The sequence below is a fragment of the Micromonospora sp. NPDC023966 genome (genome assembly GCF_040639095.1).
Taxonomy (GTDB): Bacteria; Actinomycetota; Actinomycetes; order Mycobacteriales; family Micromonosporaceae; genus Micromonospora.
Genome location: NZ_JBEZZJ010000030.1, coordinates 45,386 through 67,747, shown reverse-complemented (window position 1 = coordinate 67,747; position 22,362 = coordinate 45,386). Strand labels below are relative to the sequence as shown.

General features: G+C 74.5%; 29 protein-coding genes. 23 read left to right on the top strand and 6 right to left on the bottom strand.

Features of this window, described 5'->3' with window-relative positions; genetic code table 11:
- Positions 1 to 13: 13 nt before the first annotated feature.
- The 5 genes from selA to AB0F68_RS27735 all read left to right on the top strand — a co-directional run bounded on the left by selA (position 14) and on the right by AB0F68_RS27735 (position 4,856).
- Positions 14 to 1,306, top strand: coding sequence for an L-seryl-tRNA(Sec) selenium transferase (selA, locus tag AB0F68_RS27755; protein ID WP_357343474.1), 1,293 nt, complete (start codon positions 14 to 16; stop codon positions 1,304 to 1,306).
- A gap of 2 nt (positions 1,307 to 1,308) precedes the next feature.
- The gene (selB, locus tag AB0F68_RS27750) at positions 1,309 to 3,072 is read left to right on the top strand and encodes a selenocysteine-specific translation elongation factor (protein WP_357343472.1); all 1,764 of its coding nucleotides are present in this window, start codon (positions 1,309 to 1,311) and stop codon (positions 3,070 to 3,072) included.
- Between the two features lie 56 nt (positions 3,073 to 3,128).
- Positions 3,129 to 3,326, top strand: a complete 198-nt coding sequence (locus tag AB0F68_RS27745; protein WP_357343470.1) for a hypothetical protein — start codon at positions 3,129 to 3,131, stop codon at positions 3,324 to 3,326.
- On the top strand, positions 3,326 to 4,603 hold the full coding sequence (locus AB0F68_RS27740; protein WP_357343468.1) for a hemolysin family protein: 1,278 nt from the start codon (positions 3,326 to 3,328) through the stop codon (positions 4,601 to 4,603). Before AB0F68_RS27745 ends, AB0F68_RS27740 begins: the two co-directional genes overlap by 1 nt.
- A 67-nt stretch (positions 4,604 to 4,670) precedes the next feature.
- Entirely contained in the window at positions 4,671 to 4,856 is a 186-nt protein-coding gene (locus AB0F68_RS27735; RefSeq protein WP_357343484.1) for a hypothetical protein, read from the top strand.
- A gap of 24 nt (positions 4,857 to 4,880) precedes the next feature.
- Here AB0F68_RS27735 and AB0F68_RS27730 read toward each other — a convergent pair whose 3' ends face one another.
- Positions 4,881 to 5,534 (bottom strand): hypothetical protein, encoded by a 654-nt coding sequence (locus AB0F68_RS27730; RefSeq protein ID WP_357343466.1) that lies wholly within the window; start codon positions 5,532 to 5,534, stop codon positions 4,881 to 4,883.
- 126 nt (positions 5,535 to 5,660) lie between these two features.
- Between AB0F68_RS27730 and AB0F68_RS27725 the strand changes: the two genes are divergently transcribed.
- Entirely contained in the window at positions 5,661 to 5,873 is a 213-nt protein-coding gene (locus AB0F68_RS27725) for a hypothetical protein (RefSeq protein ID WP_357343464.1), read from the top strand.
- Here AB0F68_RS27725 and AB0F68_RS27720 read toward each other — a convergent pair whose 3' ends face one another.
- The 3 genes from AB0F68_RS27720 to AB0F68_RS27710 form a co-directional block, all read right to left on the bottom strand.
- The gene (locus AB0F68_RS27720; RefSeq protein WP_357343462.1) at positions 5,874 to 6,347 is read right to left on the bottom strand and encodes a hypothetical protein; all 474 of its coding nucleotides are present in this window, start codon (positions 6,345 to 6,347) and stop codon (positions 5,874 to 5,876) included.
- A complete protein-coding gene (locus tag AB0F68_RS27715; protein ID WP_355642202.1) occupies positions 6,344 to 6,553 on the bottom strand; it encodes a phosphatidylethanolamine-binding protein in 210 nt (69 codons plus the stop codon). Before AB0F68_RS27715 ends, AB0F68_RS27720 begins: the two co-directional genes overlap by 4 nt.
- Positions 6,554 to 6,617: 64 nt before the next feature.
- A complete protein-coding gene (locus AB0F68_RS27710; protein ID WP_357343459.1) occupies positions 6,618 to 7,499 on the bottom strand; it encodes a universal stress protein in 882 nt (293 codons plus the stop codon).
- Between the two features lie 128 nt (positions 7,500 to 7,627).
- Between AB0F68_RS27710 and AB0F68_RS27705 the strand changes: the two genes are divergently transcribed.
- From AB0F68_RS27705 to AB0F68_RS27635, 15 genes are all read left to right on the top strand, one after another.
- Entirely contained in the window at positions 7,628 to 8,374 is a 747-nt protein-coding gene (locus AB0F68_RS27705) for an SAM-dependent methyltransferase (protein ID WP_357343457.1), read from the top strand.
- Positions 8,375 to 8,499: 125 nt separating this feature from the next.
- On the top strand, positions 8,500 to 9,687 hold the full coding sequence (locus tag AB0F68_RS27700; protein WP_357343455.1) for a PP2C family protein-serine/threonine phosphatase: 1,188 nt from the start codon (positions 8,500 to 8,502) through the stop codon (positions 9,685 to 9,687).
- A 47-nt stretch (positions 9,688 to 9,734) separates the two neighbouring features.
- The gene (locus AB0F68_RS27695; protein WP_357343453.1) at positions 9,735 to 10,205 is read left to right on the top strand and encodes a MarR family transcriptional regulator; all 471 of its coding nucleotides are present in this window, start codon (positions 9,735 to 9,737) and stop codon (positions 10,203 to 10,205) included.
- Positions 10,206 to 10,525: 320 nt separating this feature from the next.
- Complete coding sequence (locus AB0F68_RS27690; protein WP_357343452.1) at positions 10,526 to 11,164, top strand: CDP-alcohol phosphatidyltransferase family protein; 639 nt, start codon at positions 10,526 to 10,528, stop codon at positions 11,162 to 11,164.
- A complete protein-coding gene (locus tag AB0F68_RS27685) occupies positions 11,161 to 12,105 on the top strand; it encodes a DUF881 domain-containing protein (RefSeq protein ID WP_357343450.1) in 945 nt (314 codons plus the stop codon). The genes AB0F68_RS27690 and AB0F68_RS27685 overlap by 4 nt, the downstream gene beginning before the upstream one ends.
- Positions 12,102 to 12,434: a small basic family protein gene (locus AB0F68_RS27680; RefSeq protein ID WP_007071104.1), complete on the top strand. Its 333-nt coding sequence runs from the start codon at positions 12,102 to 12,104 to the stop codon at positions 12,432 to 12,434. The genes AB0F68_RS27685 and AB0F68_RS27680 overlap by 4 nt, the downstream gene beginning before the upstream one ends.
- A 10-nt stretch (positions 12,435 to 12,444) precedes the next feature.
- Positions 12,445 to 13,371, top strand: a complete 927-nt coding sequence (locus AB0F68_RS27675) for a DUF881 domain-containing protein (RefSeq protein ID WP_357343448.1) — start codon at positions 12,445 to 12,447, stop codon at positions 13,369 to 13,371.
- A gap of 57 nt (positions 13,372 to 13,428) precedes the next feature.
- Positions 13,429 to 13,809, top strand: a complete 381-nt coding sequence (gcvH, locus tag AB0F68_RS27670; RefSeq protein ID WP_357343446.1) for a glycine cleavage system protein GcvH — start codon at positions 13,429 to 13,431, stop codon at positions 13,807 to 13,809.
- 217 nt (positions 13,810 to 14,026) lie between these two features.
- Positions 14,027 to 14,479, top strand: a complete 453-nt coding sequence (locus AB0F68_RS27665; RefSeq protein WP_007071101.1) for an FHA domain-containing protein — start codon at positions 14,027 to 14,029, stop codon at positions 14,477 to 14,479.
- A 50-nt stretch (positions 14,480 to 14,529) separates the two neighbouring features.
- Positions 14,530 to 15,231: a MerR family transcriptional regulator gene (locus AB0F68_RS27660; protein WP_357343444.1), complete on the top strand. Its 702-nt coding sequence runs from the start codon at positions 14,530 to 14,532 to the stop codon at positions 15,229 to 15,231.
- Positions 15,232 to 15,446: 215 nt separating this feature from the next.
- Positions 15,447 to 15,911, top strand: a complete 465-nt coding sequence (locus tag AB0F68_RS27655; RefSeq protein ID WP_073833177.1) for a bifunctional nuclease family protein — start codon at positions 15,447 to 15,449, stop codon at positions 15,909 to 15,911.
- A gap of 209 nt (positions 15,912 to 16,120) precedes the next feature.
- A complete protein-coding gene (locus tag AB0F68_RS27650) occupies positions 16,121 to 16,699 on the top strand; it encodes a MerR family transcriptional regulator (protein WP_357343442.1) in 579 nt (192 codons plus the stop codon).
- A 452-nt stretch (positions 16,700 to 17,151) separates the two neighbouring features.
- Positions 17,152 to 17,541, top strand: coding sequence for a group 1 truncated hemoglobin (locus AB0F68_RS27645; RefSeq protein ID WP_357343440.1), 390 nt, complete (start codon positions 17,152 to 17,154; stop codon positions 17,539 to 17,541).
- A gap of 2 nt (positions 17,542 to 17,543) precedes the next feature.
- Positions 17,544 to 18,710 (top strand): globin domain-containing protein, encoded by a 1,167-nt coding sequence (locus AB0F68_RS27640; protein WP_357343438.1) that lies wholly within the window; start codon positions 17,544 to 17,546, stop codon positions 18,708 to 18,710.
- The gene (locus AB0F68_RS27635; protein WP_357343436.1) at positions 18,707 to 19,387 is read left to right on the top strand and encodes a cell division protein DivIVA; all 681 of its coding nucleotides are present in this window, start codon (positions 18,707 to 18,709) and stop codon (positions 19,385 to 19,387) included. Before AB0F68_RS27640 ends, AB0F68_RS27635 begins: the two co-directional genes overlap by 4 nt.
- Before the next feature lie 54 nt (positions 19,388 to 19,441).
- Here AB0F68_RS27635 and AB0F68_RS27630 read toward each other — a convergent pair whose 3' ends face one another.
- The gene (locus tag AB0F68_RS27630) at positions 19,442 to 20,236 is read right to left on the bottom strand and encodes an MBL fold metallo-hydrolase (protein ID WP_357343434.1); all 795 of its coding nucleotides are present in this window, start codon (positions 20,234 to 20,236) and stop codon (positions 19,442 to 19,444) included.
- A gap of 86 nt (positions 20,237 to 20,322) precedes the next feature.
- Here AB0F68_RS27630 and AB0F68_RS27625 point away from each other — a divergent pair, with 86 nt between their 5' ends.
- Entirely contained in the window at positions 20,323 to 20,667 is a 345-nt protein-coding gene (locus AB0F68_RS27625) for a helix-turn-helix domain-containing protein (RefSeq protein WP_357343432.1), read from the top strand.
- Between the two features lie 3 nt (positions 20,668 to 20,670).
- On the opposite strand, the gene AB0F68_RS27620 is transcribed toward AB0F68_RS27625, so the two are convergent.
- Complete coding sequence (locus AB0F68_RS27620) at positions 20,671 to 21,327, bottom strand: NAD(P)H-binding protein (protein ID WP_357343430.1); 657 nt, start codon at positions 21,325 to 21,327, stop codon at positions 20,671 to 20,673.
- A gap of 124 nt (positions 21,328 to 21,451) precedes the next feature.
- On the opposite strand from AB0F68_RS27620, the gene AB0F68_RS27615 reads away from it, so the two are divergent.
- Entirely contained in the window at positions 21,452 to 22,300 is an 849-nt protein-coding gene (locus AB0F68_RS27615) for an NAD-dependent protein deacetylase (RefSeq protein ID WP_357343429.1), read from the top strand.
- Positions 22,301 to 22,362 lie beyond the last annotated feature (62 nt).

The window sequence follows — 22,362 nt, the reverse complement described above, 5'->3', positions numbered from 1 at the left end:
CTTGGGAGACCCGATGCGTGACGTCGACCCGCGGCGGCGGGTGCCGCGGACCGACGCGCTGCTCGCCGACCCGGCCCTGGCCGCTGCGGCCGGCACGCTCGGCCGCGACCGGGTCAAGGCCGCGATCGTCCGGGCCCAGCGGCAGGCCCGCGCCGGCGAGCTCACCCCCGAGCAGGTACGCGACGCCGCGCTGGCCGACCTGCCCGCGCCGATCCCGCGGGCGGTGCTCAACGCCACCGGCGTCGTCCTGCACACCAACCTGGGCCGCGCCCCGCTGTCGGCCGCCGCCGTCGACGCCCTGGTGGCCGCCGCCGGGCACACCGACGTGGAGCTGGACCTGCGCACCGGGCGGCGGGCCCGGCGCGGCCGGGAGGCGCTCGACGCGCTCGCCGCCGCCGTGCCCGACGCGCCGGCCGTGCACGTGGTCAACAACGGCGCGGCCGCCCTGGTGCTTGCCGCCACCGCCCTCGCCGCGGGCCGGGAGATCGTGGTCAGCCGCGGCGAACTCGTCGAGATCGGCGACGGGTTCCGGCTGCCGGACCTGCTGGAGAGCACCGGCGCCCGGCTGCGCGAGGTGGGCACCACCAACCGCACCGGGCTCGCCGACTACGCCGCCGCGGTCGGTCCACGCACCGGGTTCGTGCTCAAGGTGCACCCGTCGAACTTCCGGGTCACCGGCTTCACCTCGGCCGTGCCGGTCGGCGAGCTGGCCACCCTCGGCGTGCCGGTGGTCGCCGACATCGGCTCCGGGCTGCTCGCCCCCGACCCGCTGCTGCCCGACGAGCCGGACGCCGCCGGCACGCTGCGCGCCGGCGCCCACCTGGTCACCGCCAGCGGCGACAAGCTGCTCGGCGGGCCGCAGGCCGGCCTGCTGCTCGGCGACGCCGACCTGGTCGAGCGGCTGCGCCGGCACCCCCTCGCCCGTGCGCTGAGGGTGGACAAGCTGACCCTGGCGGCGCTCGCCGCCACCCTGCATTCGCCGACCACGCCCACCCGGGAGGCCCTGCACGCCGAGCCGGGAGCGCTGCGCGCCCGCACCGAACGGCTCCGCGACCGGCTCGGCGAGGAGGGCTGCAAGGCCGAGGTGGTGCCCAGCGCGGCGGTGGTCGGCGGCGGCGGCGCCCCCGGGGTGGAACTCGACTCGTGGGCGCTGAGCCTGCCCGAGCGCTACGCCGAGCCGCTGCGTATGGGCGCGCCGCCGATCCTCGGCCGGGTGCTGCACGGCCGGCTCCTGCTCGACCTGCGCTGCGTGCCCGCCGACGCGGATCCGGACGTGCGGGCGGCCATCCTGCGGGTGGGTGCCTGACCGTGTGGGTCGTGGCCACCGCCGGGCACGTCGATCACGGCAAGTCCACCCTGGTCCGGGCGCTGACCGGGATGGAACCGGACCGGTGGGCGGAGGAACGCCGCCGGGGCATGACCATCGACCTCGGCTTCGCCTGGACCACCCTGCCCGCCGGCGGCACCATCGCCTTCGTCGACGTGCCCGGGCACGAGCGGTTCGTGCCGAACATGCTCGCCGGCGTCGGGCCGGTGCCGGCCGCGCTGATCGTGGTCGGCGCCGACGAGGGCTGGATGCCGCAGTCCGCGGAGCACCTGGCCGCCCTGGACGCGCTGGGGGTGTCGTACGGGCTGCTCGCGGTGACCCGCGCCGACCTGGCCGAGCCGGGGCCGGCCCTGGCCCGGGCCCGGGCGGAGATCGCCGCCACCTCGCTCGGTGCGGTGGAGGCGGTTCCGGTCAGCGCGGTCACCGGCAGCGGCCTGCCCGAGCTGCGGGCCGCGCTGGACCGGCTGGTCGCGCGGCTGCCCGACCCGGCCCGCGACGCCCCGGTCCGGCTCTGGGTGGACCGTTCGTTCACCATCCGCGGCAGCGGCACGGTGGCCACCGGCACCCTCGGCGGCGGTCGGCTGCGCGTCGGCGACCAGCTCGAACTCGCCGCCACCGGGGAGCCGGTCCGGGTTCGCGGCCTGCACGCGCTGAACACCGCCCACGTCGAGGTCGACGCGGTGGCCCGCGTGGCGGTGAACCTGCGCGGGGTGCCCCGGGACCGGGTCGCCCGCGGCGACGCCCTGCTCAGCCCCGGCCGGTTCCGCCGCACCGACCTGCTCGACGTGCGGCTCGCCGGTGATCCGGCCGCCGACCTGCCGGCCGGCCTCACCCTGCACGTCGGCTCGGCCGCGGTGCCCGCCCGGGTCCGCCCGCTCGGCCCGGACACCGTCCGGCTCCGGTTGGCCCGCCCCCTGCCGCTGCTGATCGGCGACCGGGCGCTGCTGCGCGACCCCGGCCGGCACCACGTCGCCGGCGGGGTGACCGTGCTGGACGTGGACCCGCCACCGCTGCGCCGCCGGGGCGCGGCCGCCGCCCGGGCCGCCGTGCTGGCCGGGCTGGACGGCCGGCCCGATCTGGCCGGCGAGCTGCGCCGGCGGCGGCTGGTCCGGGCCGGCGAGCTGACCCGGATGGGCGTGCCGGCCACCGCCGCGCCGGTCGCCGGGGACTGGCTGGCCGACCCCGAGCACTGGCGGGACCTGGGCCGCCGGCTCGCCGAGGAGGTCACCCGGTACGCCCGCGAGCACCCGCTGGCGGCGGGCGTGCCGGTCGACGTGCTGCGGCAGCGCCTCGACCTGCCCGACCGGGCGCTGGTGGAGGCGCTGCTGCGCCCGCCGCTGCGGCTGCGCGCCGGCCGGGTCACCGCCGCGCCGGGCGACGCGCTGCCCGAACCGGTGGCCCGGGCGGTGGCCCGGGTGCGCGCCGAGTACGGCGACCGCCCGTTCCAGGCCCCCGAGGCCCACCGCCTCGCCGACCTCGGCCTCGGCCCCCGGGAGATCGGCGCCGCCGTGCGCGCCGGAGCCCTTCTCAAGGTCGCCGACAACGTGGTGCTGCTGCCCGGCGCCCTGGACGACGCGGTGCGGGTGCTCGCCGGGCTGCCGCAGCCGTTCACGCTCAGCGCCGCCCGGCAGGCGCTGGACACCACCCGCCGGGTGGCGGTGCCGCTGCTGGAGCTGCTCGACCGGCGGGGCGCGACCCGGCGACTGCCCGACGACGCCCGCGAGGTGGTGCGGCCGCCCGGCTGACCATCGGGTGAGCCAAGCGCCACCGGGGGCCGCATCCGGTCACCTACGGTGACGCCATGGACCCTTCGGCGGTCTGGCGGGACAGGAACCACCGGTGGCGCATCGAGGCGTACCGGGCACCGGATCTGCGGTTCGCCGTCTTCGCCACGAACGGCACCACCGAGTCGGCGCCGTTGTGGCTGTTCGGGATGGCCGCGCTGGCCCGGTGGCTGATGACGCACGCGATCTCGCTGGACGACCTGGAGACCGACTGATGGCCGGCCAGCTCGTCCTGGTGCTCGTCCTGGTGCTGGTCAACGCGGCGCTGTCGGGCGCCGAGATGGCCATCGTGACGCTGCGCGAGGGGCAGCTGCGGCGGCTGGGCCGCTCGGGGCGCAGCGGGGCGCGGTTGACCCGGCTGGCCCGGGAGCCGAACCGCTACCTGGCCACCATCCAGCTCGGCATCACCCTGGCCGGGTTCCTCGCCTCGGCGGCCGCCGCGGTGTCGCTGGCCGGGCCGCTGGTCGGCCCGCTGGGCTTCCTCGGCGAGGCCGCCCGCCCGGTGGCCGTGGTGCTGGTGACGGTGGTGCTGACCTTCGTGACGCTGGTCGTCGGCGAGCTGGCCCCGAAGCGGCTGGCCATGCAGTCGGCGGAGCGCTGGGCGCTGCTCAGCGCCGCGCCGCTGGACCTGCTCGCCCGGGTGTCCCGCCCGGCGGTGTGGCTGCTCAGCCGGGCCACCGACGTGCTGGTCCGGCTGGCCGGCGGCGATCCCCGGGCCAACCGGCAGGAGGTGACCGAGGAGGAGCTGCGCGAGATGCTGGTCAGCCAGCGCGGCCTCTCGGCGCAGCAGCGGGAGATCCTGTCCGGGGCGTTCGACATCGCCGGCCGTACCCTGCGGGAGGTCCTGGTGCCGCGGCGCGAGGTGACGGTGCTGCCGGTGGAGCTGTCGGCCGCGGACGCGATGCGCCGGCTGGCCGGCACCGGCCGGTCGCGGGCGCCGGTGACCGGCCCCGGCGGGTTGGACGACGTGCGCGGGGTGGTGCACATCCGCGACCTGGTCGACGCGGACGGCGCCGGTGTCGGGCAGCGTGCCCGGCCGCCGGTCCTGCTGCCCGGCACGCTGCCGGTCGCCGACGCGATGCGGCAGCTGCGCCAGCGCCACGAGCAGATGGCCCTGGTCATCGACGAGTTCGGCGGGGTCGACGGCCTGGTCACCATGGAGGACCTGCTCGAGGAGGTGGTCGGCGAGCTGTACGACGAGACCGACCGGGACGTGCACCAGGCGGTCCGCGAACCGGACGGCGCGCTGCTGCTCCCCGGCGACTTCCCACTGCACGACCTGCCCGAGGCCGGCGTGCAGCTGACCTTCCCACTGACCCGGGAGTACACCACCGTCGCCGGACTGGTCCTGGCCGGGCTGGGCCGGCTGCCCACCGGTCCGGGGGAGCTCATCCGGCTGCCCGGGCTCACCGTCGAGGTGGTCGAGGTGGCCGGCCGGGTGATCCGCCGGGTACGCCTGCGCGGGCCCGCCGTCGGCTGCCGGGAGGAGTGACCCCCGACCGGGGGACAAGCGTGCGAAACGGGCTTTCGGGGCGCCGGATGGCCGTAGCGTCCGGAACGTGAAGGACCGAGGAATGCGGACGTTCATCACCGTGCTCGCCGGGCTGGCCGTGATCTACTTCGGCGCCACCGGGCATCGCAGCAACGGCGGGGAGGGCGAGGGCATCTCCGGCGGCGTGGTGCTGCTGGCCCTGCTCGCCTCGGCGCTCGCCTGGAACCTGACCAAGCCCGGCCCGGCCAAGTAAGGCCCCGACCCGTCGGCGGCCGGCTCAGCGCGCCGTCGCGGTGCGGCTGATCTCGCCGGCCGGCTCCTCGCCGAGTGCCACCCGCACCAACGCCGACGCCAGCCGCCCGAAGTCGGCCTCACCGACCAGCCCGGCCAGGCCCCCGGGGTTCGCCGGCAGGCCCAGCCGGCGCGCCCCGGCCAGGGTCCGCCGGTCGGCGTACGGGCGCAGGTCCGGCCAGACCGCCTGCGCCTCGCGCAGGAAGATGTCGGCCCCGGTCGGGCCGATGCCGGGGAACTCGGTGAGCAGCCGGCGCAGCGCGCTCCGGTCGCCGTCGGCCTCCTTGTGCATGCGGCGCAGGTCCCCGTGCCACCGGTCCAGGCAGAGGCGGGCTGCGGTGCCGAGCATGGTGGCGGTCCGCTCGTCGTAGCGCCGGTAGTGGCCCCGGCCGAGCGCGTCGACCTTGTCCTGCCAGCTCGCCGCGTCCATGGCCTGGGGGGTGCGGTAGCCGGCCGCGAAGAGCTCTCGCGCCGCGGCCACGGCCACGCAGGCCCGGATCCGGGTGCTCAGCAGGGTGGTGAGCACCAGCAACTGGTAGAGCGGCCCGGGCCGGTCGGCGAGGCTGATGCCCGCCTCCTCCGCGTAGGTGCGGGACTGCCGGTCCAGCAGCGCCCGCGCCACGTTCCGATCGTCTGGCATCCGCTGTGGGTACCCGCCCCGGGCCGGCCCAGACGCCCGCGGCGGAGCCGGAATGCGCCCGGCGGCGGCGGGTACCCGGACCAGGTGCGCGGCCCACGCCGTGTGCTCCCGGGGAAGGAGAGACCTGTGGTCAAGCCGCAGCAGGAGGAACTGCGCCGCAACGACAAGGGCGCGACCAGCCAGGACAGCCGGAAGGTCGCGATCGGGGCGAGCGGGCATCCGTTGAACAAGGGCACGTCCAACGCGGATACGGGTCGCCCGGTCCCGAAGGGGCAGGTGTCGCCGTACGGGCCGGCCGGCGAACCGGTGGCCGAGGACGAGAGCGATCAGCGGGGCTGATCAGCAACGCCGCGACGGCGGCCGCAGCCTCCGCCAGGTGGTTGCGGCCGCCGCTCCGTATGCCAGGTGCGGCACCACGTCGGACAGCCAGTCGGCCTTGCGCCAGGTCCGCGGGTCGCTGATGCCGAGCGCGGCGATCGAGCCGTCGGAGGTGGCCATCACGCCGCCGCCGAGCAACCCCACGGCCAGCGGCAGCGGCACCCGGCGGCGGGCGGCCAGCAGCCCGAACAGCGCGCCTGCCGCGACGCCGGTGCCGTAACCGATCACCGCACCGAGACCGGAGCGGCGGTTCGCCGCCTTCTCCCCGGGCCCGAGGTCCACGTGCGCCGCGTCGGCGAACTTTCCGGCGGTCTGCTCCGGGGTGCTGCTCGCCGGGCGTCCCCGCAGCGTCATGTCCAGGTAGGTGACGACGTTCAACGCGGCGCTGCCGACGGCGCCAGCGATGGCGCCGTCGACCACGGGTGCAGCCCTCACTTCGGGTCGCCCGGTTCGCGCTCGCCCTTGGGCCCGAAGGTCCGTTCGCCCCGCACCACGCCCCGCTGGCCGCGGTCGTCCTGGAGGATCCGGTTCGCGACCTGGTTCGCCTCCTTGTCGGCGGCCCGCCCGGACTGTTCGATCAGATCCCGCAGCCGCGCGCGTTCCTTGTCGTACGCGTTGCTGCCCGGCCGTGGTCCTGGCATCGCTGCCTCCTCCGGTCGCTGTGGCTGACCGTACCGACTACCCGCCGGGGCCGGGGCCAACCGTTCAGCCGGGAGCGCGGACCACGGCCACCGGGCAGTCGGCGCGGTGCAGAACCCCCTGGCTCACCGAGCCGAGCAGCAGGCCGGTCAGCTCGCCCCGGCCGCGCCGGCCGACGACCAGCAGTTGCGCCTCGCGCGACGCCTCGACGAGCGCGGCGACCGGCCGGGCGTGCACCACCGCCCGGGTGACGGGCACCTCCGGCCGGCGCTCGGTCAGGCCGCCGAGCGAGTCGTCCAGCACCCGGTACTCCTCGCCGCGCAACTGGCCCTCCTCGTACACCAGGGGTTGGATGTCGCCGGGGCCGCTGGAGGCCGGGTGGGTGTAGGCGTGCACGGTGTGCAGCCGGCTGCCGCGGAGGGCGGCCTCCTCGGCGGCGAACTCCACCGCGGCGCGGGACAGGGTGGAGCCGTCCACCCCGACCACCACCGGGCCGCTCGGGCGCGGCGTGCCGCGGGCGACCAGGACCGGACAGTCGGCGTACGAGGCGACCTGGATCGCCACCGAGCCGACCACCAGGGCGGCGAAGCCGCCGAGGCCGCGGTCGCCCAGCACGATCGCGGCGGCGGTGGGTGACTCGCCGAGCAGCACCGCCGCGGCCTCCCCGTCGATGATCTCGCCGGAGACCCGCAGCCCGGGCGCGGCCGCCTCCGCCTCCGCGACGGCCGCGCTGACCAGTTCCTCGGCCTGGTGCCGCAGGCCGCCACCGGGTGGCCCCTGCGCCGGCGCCGACACGGGTACGCGCAGCAGCGGCCAGATGAACCCGTGCACGACCCGCAGCGGGCGCTGTCGTCGGGCCGCCTCCTGCGCGGCCAGGCGCACGGCCTTCAGCGACGGCTCGGAGCCGTCCACCCCGACCACCACGGCCGCGCCGTTCGCCGAGTTCACGCCGTACCTCCTCGCCGTCGGCCGCCCGCGGCCAGTATCCCGGCCGGCGGGCGGTCGCCGGGGCGATACCGCGTGAGCCGACCCCTGGGTACGCTGGCGACCATCGCGTAAGAGAGGGAGCCTCGTCGATGGCCGAGCCCGACCAGCCGAGCACCGCCCGCATGATCGATTACTGGCTCGGCGGCGAGCACCACTACCCGGTCGACGTGGCCGCGGCCGCCGCCTTCGAGGGCGCGTACGGGCCCTGCGCGGAGATCTTCCGCGCGCTGCGCGACTTCCTCGGCCGGGCGGTCCGGTCGATCGCCGACGCCGGGGTGGACGGCTTCCTGGTCTTCGGGGCGGGCGTGCCCACCCGGGGCAACGTGCACGAGGTGGCCCCGGACGCGACCGTGCTCTACACCGACGTCGACCCGGTGACGGTCCGGCTGGGCCAGCGCCTGCTCGCCGACAGCGACCGGGCCGGCTACGGCTACGGCGACGCCACCGACATCGGCACCGTCGACCCCGCCCAGCTGCACCGGTTCGTCCCGGGGTGGGGGAGGAGGCCGGTCGGGGTGGTCTTCCTCGGTCTGGCCGCGTTCCTAAACGACGAGACGCTGGCGCGCACCCTCGACGAGCTGTACGAGGCGGTCGCGCCGGGCAGCCTCCTGGCCATCGACTTCGACAGTGAGGAACTCGCCGCGTACCCGGAGGCGCTGGCCATGATGGGGCCGGCGTTCCGGATGCGCGCGCCCGCCCGGTTCGCGCCGCTGCTGGGCCGGTGGCAGCCGACGGCGGACGGCATCGTGCCGGTGGCGCGGTGGCGGCCGGCCGGCACCCCGGAGCCGGTGCCGGACGCCTTCTACGGCGCGCTGGCCACCAAGCCGGCCGACTGAGCGCGGGACCGTCCACCCGGGATCGGCGACCGTCGCGGCGCAGGCCGGAGCCGGGGCGGACCGCGGTCGGCGGCCTCCGTATGATTCTTGCTCTACAGCAATAATCGCCATCGGAGGATCTCAGCATGCCGGACGCGTCCGGAGCGGTGTCGCGCGCCCTGCGCGCCGCGCCCCCCGACCAGTTGGCGGAGGCCGCCGACGCGGCGGTCCGCCGGGTGCTCGGTGCGTCGCGGACCGAGGTGTTCGTCGCCGACTACCGGTTCACCGGGCTCTGGCCGGTGCTGGACCCGGACCTGCCCGAGGGCGGCTTCCTCGCCTGCCAGGGCGTCGCGCAGCGCTGCTTCAGCAGCCAGCAGCCGGTGCTGGACACCGGCGAGGACGGCCGGTGCCGGGCCTACCTGCCGCTGTCGGCGTGGGGGGAGCGGCTCGGCGTGCTGATGGTCGAACTGCCGGCCGCCCCGGACGCGGCGACCGTGGCGGTGGTCCGGGACATCGCGGACGACCTGGCGGTGGCGCTGCGGGCGGCGGACCGGGAAACCGACCGCTACCGGCGGGCGCGCCGCCGGGAACGGCTCAGCATGGCCGCCGAGATGCAGTGGGACCTGCTGCCCGGGCGCAGCGTCACGCACGGCGACTTCGTGCTGGCCGGGCAGCTCGAACCGGCCTACACGGTGGGCGGCGACCACTTCGACTGGTCGGTCGACGGCGACCGGCTCACCGTCACGGTGCTCAACGGCGCCGGCAACGGCCTGGCCGCCTCGCTGCTCACCGCGGTGACCGTCAACGCCATGCGCAACGCGCGGCGCTCCGGCGGGAGCCTGGTGGAGCAGGCCGAGCTGGCCTCGGACACCATCTTCTACCAGCACCGGGGGAGCCGGCACGTGGCCACGCTGCTGCTGGAGCTGGACAACCGGCGGGGCGTGGTGCGGGCCGTCGACGCGGGCTCGCCGCACGTGCTGCGGCTGCGCGGCGGGACGGTCACCCCGATCGCGCTGGAGCAGCAGCTGCCGCTGGGCATGTTCGCCGAGACCCGCTACGACGTGCAGGAGTTCACCGTGGAGCCGGGGGACCGGCTCTTCGTCGTGAGCGACGGGGTGTACGCGGCGGAGCCGGCCGGGCAGGAGCCGTACGGGGAGCGGGCCATGGCGCGCGCGATGCGGTCCACTCGGTTGCAACCGGCGACCGAGGCAGTTGGTACGGTGATGCGCGAACTGCACGCGTACCATGCCGACGCGGATCTCCGCGACGACGCGGTCGTCGTCTGCCTGGACTGGCGCGGTTCCAGCCCTCCGGACGACCTCGGCGGGCGGTGACGGACCGGCGGAGCGAACACGAGCGGGACGATCGCAGGGGACAGCGGGTGGAGCGACCTCCGAATCTTGCCGCGGCCATCGATGCGGCGGCCGAGGCGCTCGTCGGTGTGCTCGACTCCGCCAGCTCCCGGCACAACGTCAGCGTCTCGCCGACGCAGTTGCGGGTGCTGTCGCTGATCATGGCGCATCCCGGCACCAACGTGAACCGGTTGGCCGAGCTGCTCGACGTGGTGCCCTCGTCGGCGAGCCGGCTCTGTGACCGGCTGGAGGCGGTCGGCCTGCTGCGTCGGGTAGCCGACCCCCGCGACCGGCGCGAGGTGCGCCTGGTCCCCACCGCCGGGGCGGAGACCCTGCTGCGCGAGCTGACGGAGCGGCGGCACCGCGCGGTCCAGGCGGTGCTGGACCGGATGCCCAACCGGGTGCAGCACGAACTGCTGCTGGCGCTGGTGGCGTTCGGCCAGGCCGCGTCGATGAACGCCCCGCAGGCCGGCTCCGACTCCACCGCCCGCACCGCCTGACCTGCTGGCGCCCGGCCAGGGCACACCTGCGACAGGTCACTCAACTAGTATCCTAGGATGCCCTACGGGTTGTGCGGCGCGCCGCACAGAAAGCGAAGCTCAGCACCCGGGCAGCGCGGGGGCCGGAGCCGGTCGAGGCAGCCCGATATAGTGGCAGCGCAACTGGCCGGCCCATGATCATCGACGCATCCTGGGCCGCAAGGGGGAGGTCCCAGCCCGGGATCGCAGAAGGGCGCCGGCGTCTGACCGGCCGGCAACGCGCACGTCCCTGCGACGGCCGATCACTCGGCCGTCGGACCGTGCTGCGAAGGGAGGGTTCGATGTCGCGTCGGCCGGCTCCATCGGAGCACCCGGCTCCCGGCGGTGCGGCGGTCGTGGGGGACCGTGTCCTCACCCTGCCGAACCTGATCAGCTTCGTCCGGCTCGTCGGTGTGCCGCTCTTCCTCTACCTGTTCCTCGTGGTCAAGGCCGACGTGGCCGCCATCGTGGTGCTGGCCATCGGCGGCACCAGCGACTGGGTCGACGGCTGGATCGCCCGCCGCCTGCAGCAGGTCAGCCGGCTGGGCGAGCTGCTCGATCCGCTCGCCGACCGGCTCTACATCCTGGCGACGCTGCTGGCCTTCACCGCCCGCGAGGTGGTGCCGTGGCAGTTCACCGGGGCGCTGCTGGCCCGCGAGCTGCTGCTGCTCGGGTCGCTGAGCGTGCTCCGCCGGTACGGCTACGGCCCCCCGCCGGTGCACTACGTGGGCAAGACCGCCACGTTCCTGCTGCTGGCCGCGTTCCCGATCCTGTTGCTGGCGTCCGCCGCCCCGGGCGTGGCCACCGCGGCCGGCGCGATCGGCTGGGGGCTGGCCTGGTGGGGCCTGGTCCTCTACTGGGTGGCCGGGGCCATGTACGTGGTGCAGGCCAACCGCCTGGTCCGGGCGATGCGCGCCCGGCGAGCGGGAGCGGCGGCGTGACCGCGGTGCCGCCTCGGGACAAGGGTCGTGACCCGTCCGCGCGGGTGTACGCGCCGGACTTCCTCACCGAGTTGTTCCGCAACCCGCTCGATCCCGGCTACGGCGATGCGGCGGCTCGGCGGGCGGCGGTGCCGCCGACGCGGCTGCGGCGGGTGCTGGCCCGGCCGGTGAGCGTGGTGGTGCTGCTGGTGATCGGGTTCCTGTTCGCGGTGGCGTACCGGGAGACGGTGGCGGAGGAACCGGGCCGGGCGAAGGCGCGGGCCGGGCTGATCGCCGAGATCAAGCAGCGCGAGGCGGAGACGGACCGGTTGACCGCGCGGGCGGATCAGCTGCGCGAGGAGGTCGGCCGGCAGCGGGACGCGGCGTTGAGCGGCTCGCAGGCGTCCCGGCTGCGCAACCTGGAGGCGGGCACGGGCCTGGGCCGGGTGCGTGGTGACGGTGTAGTGGTGCGGCTGGCCGACGCGTCGGCCGACCGGGACGCGGTGACCGGCGCGGACGCGGGGCCGTCCCGGGTGTTGTACTCCGACCTGCAGAAGGTGGCGAACGCGCTGTGGGCGGCGGGCGCGGAGGCGGTGGCCATCAACGGGCAGCGGTTGACGGCGACGTCGACGATCCGCTCGGCGGGTGAGGCGATCCTGGTGGACTACCGGCCGGTGACGAGCCCGTACGAGGTGACGGCGATCGGGCCGGGGTCGATGCGGGACCGGTTCGACGACAGCCGTGCGGCGGAGCTGATGCGCGATGTGGAGCGGACGACGGGGTTGTCGTTCCGGGTGAAGGACGCGGGCGACCTCACCCTGCCGGCGGCTCCGCAGCCGCGGCTACGCTACGCCGAGCCTTCGGTGAGTCCGAGCCCGTCGGGTTCGGGTGTCGCCGGTTCGACCAGTCCCGGGCCGTCCGGCTCGGGTACCTCTCCCAGCCCCTCCGGAGGTGGCCGATGATCGCGGTGCTGGCGTTGCTCGCCGGTGTGGTGCTCGGGGTGTATCTGGATCCCACGGTGCCCGCGGCGTTGCAGCCGTACCTGCCGATCGCCGTGGTGGCGGCGCTCGACGCCGTCTTCGGCGGGGTGCGGGCGAAGCTGGACCGGATCTTCGACGACAAGCAGTTCGTGGTGTCGTTCATCTCGAACGTGCTGGTGGCGGGTCTGATCGTCTACCTGGGTGACCAGTTGGGCGTGGGCGGTCAGTTGTCCACCGGTGTGGTGGTCGTGCTCGGGGTGCGCATCTTCGGAAACGTGGCGGCGATCCGCCGGCACCTGTTCCGGGCGTAGGTTTGTGGCGATGAGCGAGGAACACAGGGAGACGGGCACGGGTTGGCCGCAGCCGGCGGAGCCGGCGCGGCCGTCGGGTCCGGCCGGTGAGCCGGATCCGCGCCCGGACGCGCCCGATCCGGACGAGTTGAGCCCGTTGGCGCCGGCCGGGCCGGAGGAGCCGGCGGAGCAGGAGGGCGTGCCGTCGCCGGCTGAGGAGCCCGGGGCGTCCGCGGCGGAGGCGAAGCCGGTGCCGGTGTCGCGGCGGTTGACGTCGGCGGGCGCGATGATCGCGGTGTTGCTGGCGTTGCTGGGGTTCACGCTGGTGGTGCAGCTGAAGACGACGTCGGCGGATCCGACGCTGGCCGCGACGCGGGAGGAGGACCTGGTCCGGATCTCGTCGGATCTGGATTCGCGGGAGCGGCGGCTGCGGCAGGACATCGAGGCGCTGGAGGAGAGCCAGCGGCAGCTGCGTTCGGGTGAGCAGGGTCGGCAGGCGGCGCTGGAGGAGGCGACGCGGCGGGCGGACGAGCTGGGCATCCTGGCGGGCACGTTGCCGGCGGTGGGGCCGGGCCTGTCGGTGCGGTTCGAGGGGCCGGACAAGGCGATCTCGTCGGCGCGGATCCTGGACGCGGTGCAGGAGCTGCGGGGCGCGGGCGCGGAGGCGATGCAGATCGCGGGTGCGGGCGGGACGGCGGTGCGGATCATCGCGTCGACGTATTTCGTGGACGCGCCGGGTGGTGGCCTGGTGGTGGACGGGCGGCGGTTGACCGGCCCGTACGTGATCTCGGTGATCGGTGATCCGGCGACGCTGCGTACGGCGTTGAACATTCCCGGCGGGGTGGTCGCATCGGTGGAGGAGGCCGGCGGTAACGTGACGCCGGTGGACAGTGAGGCTGTGGAGGTTTCGCAGCTGCACGCGCCGATCAAGCTGGAACACGCCCGGCCGGTTTCCTGACCGGTCGCGGCCGCGCCGGTTTTCCCCCCGGTGCACCGATGACGAAGGACGCAGCTGGTGATTCCTGAGGATCTGCGGTACACCGCCGAGCACGAGTGGGTGGCTGGTGGGGACGGCGGTGCCGTCCGGGTCGGTATCACGCACTTCGCGCAGGATGCCCTGGGTGACATCGTGTTCGTCCAGTTGCCGGACGAGGGCGCGGTGGTGGCGGCGGGTGAGTCGCTGGGTGAGATCGAGTCGACGAAGAGCGTGTCGGAGATCTACGCGCCGTTGAGCGGCACGGTGGCGGCGCGCAACGACGCGTTGGCCGACACCCCTGAGGTGATCAACACGGATCCGTACGGTGCGGGGTGGCTGGTGGAGATCACTCCGGATGATCCGTCGGCGGTCGAGGGTTTGTTGACCGCTGGTGCGTACCGCGAGCTCACTGAGAGCTGAGTTCGTGTGTTCCGGGCGGCGGGGTAGGCTCCGCGCGTCCGGTTGCCCTGTTTTTCGGCGCTGGCTAGGCTCGCCCAGTTGACCGAGACCCAATAGTTTGAGCGTTGCGGAATGCGCCTTCCCGGGCACGGGGAGCCAGCCGCCGGGTGTGTTTCGGCCCGGCGGCCAGACCCGCCATTACCCGACGCCGACCGAACAGATCCGTGAGGTGGTCCCCATGACGCGCCCAGACGACGAGTTCCCCCCGCTCGACGTCACTTCGACGCTCAATCTCGGTTCGCTCGACGAAGTGCTGGAGGGCCCGGACACCGATGTGGTGCCGAGCCGGATGTCCGGTTCGTTGCCGCCGGGTATGGCGCTGCTGGTGGTTCGCCGGGGTCCGAACGCGGGCGCCCGGTTCCTGTTGGACCACGACGTGACGACGAGCGGCCGGCACCCGGACAGTGACATCTTCCTCGACGACGTGACGGTGTCGCGGCGGCACGCCGAGTTCCACCGGGACGGTGGCACGTTCACGGTGCGGGACGTGGGCAGCCTGAACGGCACCTACGTGAACCGGGAGCGGGTCGAGGCGGCGACGCTGAGCAACGGTGATGAGGTGCAGATCGGTAAGTTCCGGGTGGTGTTCATCGCCGGTCCGCGTCCGGAGGAGGAGGCCGGCCGGGGGTGAATGGGCCTGCGGCTTCGACGTCGCCCGGGGAGGCGCGGGGGACTCCGCTGATGAGCATCGGCGAGGTGCTGGCGCAGTTGCGGGTGGAGTTTCCGGACGTCACGATCTCGAAGTTGCGGTTCCTGGAGGCCGAGGGCCTGGTGGAGCCGGAGCGGACGCCGGCGGGGTACCGGAAGTACAGCTGGGACGACGTGGCGCGGTTGCGGTTCGTGTTGACCGCGCAGCGGGATCAGTACCTGCCGTTGCGGGTGATCCGGGACCAGTTGGCGGAGTGGGACTCGTCGGGTGCGGCGTCGGGTCGGCAGCGGCCGAACCTGGTGGCGGTCGGTCCCGGTGGTGAGGTGCCGGGTCGGGAGGTGGCGGAGTCCGCCGAGTCGCCGGAGGTGCGGCTGGGCCGGGCGGAGCTGATCTCGCGGAGCGGGATCGACGAGTCGACGTTGGCCGAGTTGGAGCGGCTCGGTGTGCTGGTGCCGGATCCGCCGGGTTGGTACGACGCGGATGCGTTGATCATCGCGCGGGCGGTGGCGGGGCTGGCGGCGTACGGGTTGGAGCCGCGGCACCTGCGGGCGTACCGGACGGCGGCGGATCGGGAGGTCGGTCTGTTCGCGCAGTTGGTGGCGCCGTTGGCGCGGCAGTCGGATCCGGCGGCGCGGGCCCGTGCGGCGGAGACGGCGCGGGAGTTGCTGGCGTTGTCGCAGCAGTTGCACGCGGCGTTGGTGCGGGTGGGGCTGCGGTCGACGTTGGGTCGGTGAGGTTGGTTCGGGCCGGGTGTCGTGGGGGCGCCCGGCCTTCGCCGTGGGTGGGGCTCGGAAAGATCTGCGCCGGGAAGCGTGTCGTAGGCTTGCCGGGGTAACCCTTTCCGGTGAGGCGTGGTGCACGTAGCGCATGGGACTCCCGTGTCGCGGTCCGTGTACCGTGCAGGGAAGGGCGCGGTGCGGGCGTAGGTGACAACGACACGGAGGCGGCGGTGCGCGAGCTGAGCGTGGTCGGAGTTCGGGTGGAGCTGCCCAGCAACCAGCCGATCGTCCTGCTGCGGGAGGTCGAGGGGGACCGCTATCTGCCGATCTGGATCGGCGCGGTCGAGGCGACGGCGATCGCCTACGAGCAGCAGGGGGTCAAGCCGGCGCGGCCGTTGACGCATGATCTGCTGCGGGACGTGCTGGCGGCGCTGCAGGCGCCGTTGCGGGCGGTGGAGATCACCGAGTTGAAGGAGAACGTCTTCTACGCCGATCTGTTGATCGGTGACGGCGTTCGGGTGTCGGCGCGGCCGAGCGATTCCATCGCGTTGGCGTTGCGGGTCGGTGCGCCGATTCGTTGTGCCGAGCAGGTCCTCTCCGAGGCGGGGATCGTGATCCCGGACGAGCAGGAGGACGAGGTGGAGAAGTTCCGGGAGTTCCTGGAGCAGGTGCGTCCGGAGGACTTCGCGGGCTGAGGTGCCCGGCCGGTGGGCCGGTGGTGACGCGGCGGCGGTTGTCACGGTGGGTGACGGCTGGCCGCCGTCGGTGATCTTCCGGGTGGCGGTGCGGCGTGTCGCGGTGTCTCCTGCGGGGTGACGTCGGGTGCCGGCGCTAGGGTTGCGGTGTCGAGGGGTGCACGTACGGGGAGACGACGTGTCACCGCACGGGCGGGGAGGTTGTCCGGATGCACGAGCCGCGAGATCCTGGTGCGAGTACGGAGCAGCAGCCTGATCCGGTCGTTGACGGTGAGGTGGGCTATCGGGGTGTGACCGCGTGTCACGCGGTGGGCATCAGTTACCGGCAGTTGGACTACTGGGCCCGGACGGGTCTGGTGGTGCCGAGCGTGCGGGACGCGTCCGGGTCGGGGACGTCCCGGTTGTACTCCTTCCGCGACCTGGTGGTGTTGAAGGTCGTGAAGCGGCTGTTGGACGCCGGGGTGTCGTTGCAGAACATCCGGAAGGCCATCGACGCGCTGCGGTCGCGTGGGGTGGAGGACCTGGCGGGCATCACGTTGATCTCGGACGGGACGACGGTGTACGAGTGCCGGTCGCCGGAGGAGGTCGTGGACCTGTTGCAGGGCGGCCAGGGGGTGTTCGGCATCGCGATCGGTGGGGCGTTCAAGGAGATCCAGGGTTCGCTGTCGCAGCTGCCGGCGGAGCCGGTGGGTGGGCAGCCGGAGCCGGCCGTCCCGCCGGCGGAGCCGGATTCGGAGTCGGTGGGTGACGAGTTGGCGGCGCGGCGGGCGCGCCGTCGGGCGGGCTGACGGGCCCGGTCGCTTTAGGGGTCCGCGCCACGCCCAAAACGGGTACGGCGCGGTCCCTTTTTTGATCACGGGGCGTGTCGGTCGACAGATCGGGTGGCAGCCGGCCCACGGGACCGTTTCCTCCGGCCGGGAGAGCGGCTGTGACGTGCGCAAACGCCCTCGGTGAGTCGTCGGCCGCCCGGTGTCCGAAGTGGACTCCCGCGGGTGTGGTTTGGCACGCAGCGTGGCGGTGTGGTCGCGGGACGCGAGGGTTCGGGCGGGTCGGTTGACTGTCCGTGATCGACGGTTGTCGGGAATCGGATAGGGCAGGGCTGAAGCGTTTCGGCGGGCACGCTATGGTCCGACACGGTCGCTTGCGCGTGGCCGTTCGGTGGAGCCGGTGCGACGCGTGCGGGCTGCCGGTTGCCCCCTCCGCGGCGCTACCCGCGTGACCCCTCCCGGAAGGAACCACCATGACGGTGACCGAAGAGACCACCCCGATCTCGCACTACGAGCGCATCGGGGGCGCGGCCGCGGTGAAGGCCGCGGTGGAGCTGTTCTACGACAAGGTGCTGGCCGACCCGGACCTGGCCGGTTACTTCACCGCGGTGAACATGCCCGAGCAGCGGCGGCACCTGGCGCTGATGCTCGCGGTGGTGCTCGGCGGCCCGAACGAGTACGCCGGTCGCGGCCTGGCCGAGGCGCACCAGCCGCTGAACATCCCGGCGGCGCACTACGCGAAGGTCGGTGAGCACCTGATCGCGACGCTGTCGGAGCTGGGCGTGCCGGGCGATGTGATCGCCGACGTGCACGTCGTGCTGGGCCAGGTCAAGGACCAGGTTGTCTCAGTGGGGAACGCCTGAGCGTGGACGCGGCACGGCTCAAGCAGAGCTGGTCCCTGGTCGCCGCGCACGGCGACCAGGTGCCGCTCTACTTCTACTCGACGCTGTTTTTGGCGCACCCGGAGACCCGGCAGATGTTCCCCACGAACATGGCCGGGCAGCGGGACCGCCTGGTGAACGCGCTGGGGCACATCGTGTCCCACGTGGACCAGGTGGACCGGCTGGTCGGGTTCCTCCAGGACCTCGGCGCGGACCACCGCAAGTTCGCGGTGCGCGCCGAGCACTATCCGGCGGTCGGTGAGGCGCTGCTGGCGACGCTGCGGCACTTCTCCGGCGAGGCGTGGACCGACGAGCTGGCCGCCGACTGGGCGGCCGCGTACGGGCTGGTCGCGCAGGTGATGATGGACTCGGCGCAGGCGGCGGAGACGAAGTCCCCGCCGTGGTGGGTGGCCGAGATCCTCGGCCACGAGCGGCGCACGTTCGACGTGGCGGTGCTGACGGTGCGCCCGCAGTACCTGCTGCCGTTCACGCCGGGTCAGTCGATCGGGGTTTCGCACCCGGCGGTGCGGTCGTGGCGCTACTACTCCCCGGCGAACGCTCCCCGCCCGGACGGGACGCTGGAGTTGCACGTGCGGGCCGCGCCGGGTGGTGCGGTGTCGTCGCGGCTGGTGTACGGATGCGCGGTGGGCGACCAGCTCCACCTGGCCGCGCCGGTGGGCGACCGGTTGACGTTGTGGTCGGCCGGGTCCTCGGATCTGCTGCTGTTGGCCGGTGGCACCGGCTGGGCGCCGGTGAAGTCCCTGCTGGAGCAGGTCGCGGCGGAGGGTGTGGACCGCCGGGTGGACCTGTACGTGGGGGCCCGGTCCCGGTTGGAGTTCTACGACAGCGAGGCGATCGACAAGTTCGCCGCCTCGTACCCGTGGCTGCGGGTGACGTACGTGCCGGCGTCGGACCCGCGCCGGCCGGGTGAGTTCGTGCAGGTGGCGGACCAGGTCCTGGCCGACGGTGACTGGCGGTCCCGGCACGTGTACGTGTGCGGCTCCGACGAGATGGTGAGCCATTCGGTGGCCGCGCTGACCGGGGCCGGCTACCAGCCGGGTCAGCTGCACCACGAGGGTTTCGGCAAGCACTGGTACGGGCCGGCCTTGCGGACGGCGACCGCCCCTGACGATTCCGGAGGTGTCCGGTGAGCGCGACCCCGATCAGCAGGTACGAGGGTCAGGTGACCGGTGGGGTGCAGGTGCGCCTCACCGCCGACCGGGTCCGCCGGTGGGAGTTCGGGTCGGCGTCGTTCACCCGCCGCGGCTACGACCACACCGACGTGGACCGCTTCCGGGTGCAGGTGGCCGACGAGCTGGACCTGCTGGCCACCCAGCTGGCGAACCTGCGGGCGGAGAACGAGCGGCTCAACGACCACCTGGAGCTGCACCGGCACGGGGTGATCCCGAGCGCCGACAACGCGGCGGCGGTGCCCGCGGCGAAGGAGGTGAACCTGCTGTCGGCGGCGCAGCGGGAGGCCGAGCAGATCATCGCGCAGGCCCACGACTACGCCCGCCGCGTGGCCGAGTACGCCCGGATGCAGTACGAGAGCTACATGCAGGCCGCGGCGGAGGAGGCGAAGCAGGAGGCCGAGCGCGCGGTGACGGAGTACCGCAGCAACGCCGGGGTGAACTTCGACGACTCGGTGGCCACCCGGGAGGCGCTGCGGATCTTCGGCGAGATGATGATCTCGCACATGCAGGCCGCGGCGCGGCACCTCGACGACGGCAGCGAGCAGCTGTCGCGGACGATGGAGCGGATCGCCCGGGAGGTGCGGCCGGTCGGCGGTGGGCAGCCGCAGGTGGCGCTGCCCCGCCACCAGCGCTGAGCGACGGTCCGGCCCCCCGGGTGGCCCGGTGGGTCGGACCGTCACCGGCGGGCGTCAGCCGGTCGGCGCGACGGTGACCGGTCGGCCGGGCGCCGCGCCGAGCAGCCGGTGCGCCAGGCCGTGGCGGGCGAACGCGGCAGCCACGTCGGCGGGTCCCTCGGTGAAGTGGCTCCACCCGTCGTCGTGGACGACCACGACCGGGCAGTCGCCGAGCAGGCGGGCGGCCCGCACGGCCTGTTCGGCGGTGAAGGAGAGGGTGGCCGGCCCGAATGCGGCGAGCCGGGCGGCGCCGGCGTGCAGGACGGCCAGACCGATGGGGCCGTCGGCCGCCACCTCGGCGGCGGTGTCCAGGTCGACGGTGTCGCCGCTGACCCACACGGCCGGTGGGCGCGCGGCTCCGGCGGGTGAGGACGGGCGGAGCAGGAAGCCGGTCACCTCGCCCAGCGCGGCGCCGAGGGGGCCGGGACCGTGCGCCGCCCGGGTGGCGGTGACGGTGACCCGGCCGGCGACCTCGACGTGCGCGCCGGGCGGCAGGCCGACGGCGGCGCCGCCGAGCCGGCCGGCCGCCGCCGGGGTGGTGAGCACGGCCGGGGCGTCGGCGAGCAGCGCCCGGCCCGCCCGGTCGAGGTTGTCGGGGTGCTGGTCGTGGCTGAGCAGCACCGCGTCGACCGCGCCGAGCGCCGCGGCCGGCAGCGCCGGACCGCGCCGCTTGGTGAGCGTGGCGCCGGGCAGCGGATAGCGGGTGCCGGGCGGGTCGAAGGTGGGGTCGGTGAGCAGCCGGACTCCGGCGACCTCGAGCAGGACGGTCGGTCCGCCGAGGGCGGTGACGGTGACGGCGGGGGTGCGCATGCTTGCCTCCTGACGGTCGGGACGGTCAGGCTGGCACCGGAGGGTGGGTTTCCTTCAAGTAACCACGGGGGGCGGGAGTGGACGCCATGGACTGGCGGTCGCCGGAACTCGTCGCGGGCGACTGCCCGCTGTCGCGGACCCTGGACATCGTGGGTGGCCGATGGAACGCGATGATCATCCGCGAGTTGCTGGACGGCCCGAAACGGTTCACGCAGCTGCGCGCCGGGCTGGGTCCGGTGACCGCGAAGGTGCTCACCGAGCGGCTGCGGCTGCTCGCCGACTACGACATCGTGCGCCGCGACGAGCAGCGGGGCGTGCCGCCCCGGGTCGCGTACGCGCTGACCCCGCGCGGGGAGTCGCTGCGTCCGGTCCTGGCCGCGCTGTGGCGGTGGGGGGTGCGGGACGAGGCGAGCTGGGCGGCCGCCGGTTGACGGTCAGCCGGCGGCGGCGCGGACCGCCTCACCGATCGGGGTGTCCCCGCCGACCAGTTCCAGGGTGAGCCCGACGGCGGCCGGGGCGGACAGCAGGGCGAGCAGGACCCGGGCCACGTCGGCGCGGGTCACCGCACCGGGCTCGACGTGCCGGGCCAGGGTGATCCGGCCGACCGGTGCGTCGTCGGTGAGCCGGCCGGGCCGCAGCACGGTCACGTCGAGGTCCCGTCCGGTGACGTCGTCCTCGGCGGCCTTCTTCGCCCGCAGGTACGCCGCCCACACCTCGTCGGTGCCGGCCCTCGGGGGCCGGTCCACGCCCATCGAGGAGACCAGCAGGTAGCGGCGGACCCCGGCGCGTTGCGCGGCGTCGGCGAGCAGCACGGCCGCGGCCCGGTCGACGGTGTCCTTGCGGGCCGCGCCGCTGCCCGGGCCCGCCCCGGCGGCGAAGACCACCGCGTCGGCGCCGGACAGGTGCCCGGCGACGGTGTCGACGTCGGTGTGCTCCAGGTCGCAGACGACCGGTTCGGCGCCGGCGGCGCGCAGCGCGGCGGCGTGCTCGGGGTTGCGGATCAACCCGACGGCCGTGTCGCCGCGCCCGGCGAGTTCCCGCTCCAGCAGCTTGGCGATCTTCCCGTGGCCCCCGGCGATGACGACGCGCATGCCCTCAACCTAGCCCCGCGGCCCCTGACCGGGCGGATCCCGGCCGGAACGGGAGCCGGGAACGTCACTCGCGGCGGCGGGGGTGGTGCTCGCCGTGCGGCGGCGGGCGAGGCAGCATGGACGGGTGACCGAGACGTTCGACGCGTTGACCCGGCTGGTGGGCGCCGGGGACGTGGTGGTGCTCAGCGGCGCCGGCCTGTCCACCGAGTCGGGCATCCCGGACTACCGGGGGCCCAGCGGCGCGGCCCGCCGACACACTCCGATGACCTACCAGGCGTTCACCCGCGACCCGGACGCGCGGCGGCGCTACTGGGCGCGCAGCCACCTGGGCTGGCGGATGATCGCCCGGGCCGCCCCCAACGACGGGCACCGGGCGGTGGCCCGGCTGCAACGCGCCGGCCTGCTCGGCGGCATCATCACCCAGAACGTCGACGGCCTGCACACCGCCGCCGGCGCCACCGGCGTGATCGAGTTGCACGGCCGCCTCGACGAGGTGACCTGCCTGGACTGCGGCAACCCGACCTCCCGCGACGAGTTGGACCGGCGGCTGACCGAGGCCAACCCCGGTTTCGACGCGCACGTCGCGCACGTCAACCCCGACGGCGACGTGGACCTGCCCGACGAGGCGGTGGCCCGGTTCCGCACCGTCGACTGCGGTATCTGCGGCGCCGGCATGCTCAAACCCGACGTGGTGTTCTTCGGCGAGACGGTGCCCGCGCCCCGGGTCGCCGACTGTTTCGCCCACGTCGAGCGGGCCCGGGCGCTGCTGGTGCTCGGCTCCTCCCTGACCGTCATGTCGGGGCGCCGGTTCGTGCTGCGCGCGGCGAAGCTCGGCATCCCGGTGGCCATCGTCAACCAGGGCCCCACCCGCGGCGACGGGCACGCCACCGTCACCCTCGACGCGCCGCTGGGCGCGACGCTGACCGCCCTGGCCGACCGGGTCGCCGCCGGGCCGGTCCCCGCCGCCGTGTGACCGACGCCCGGGCGGGGTACGACATGAGCCGGAAACATGGTCGCTGGTAGCGTTGACCATGC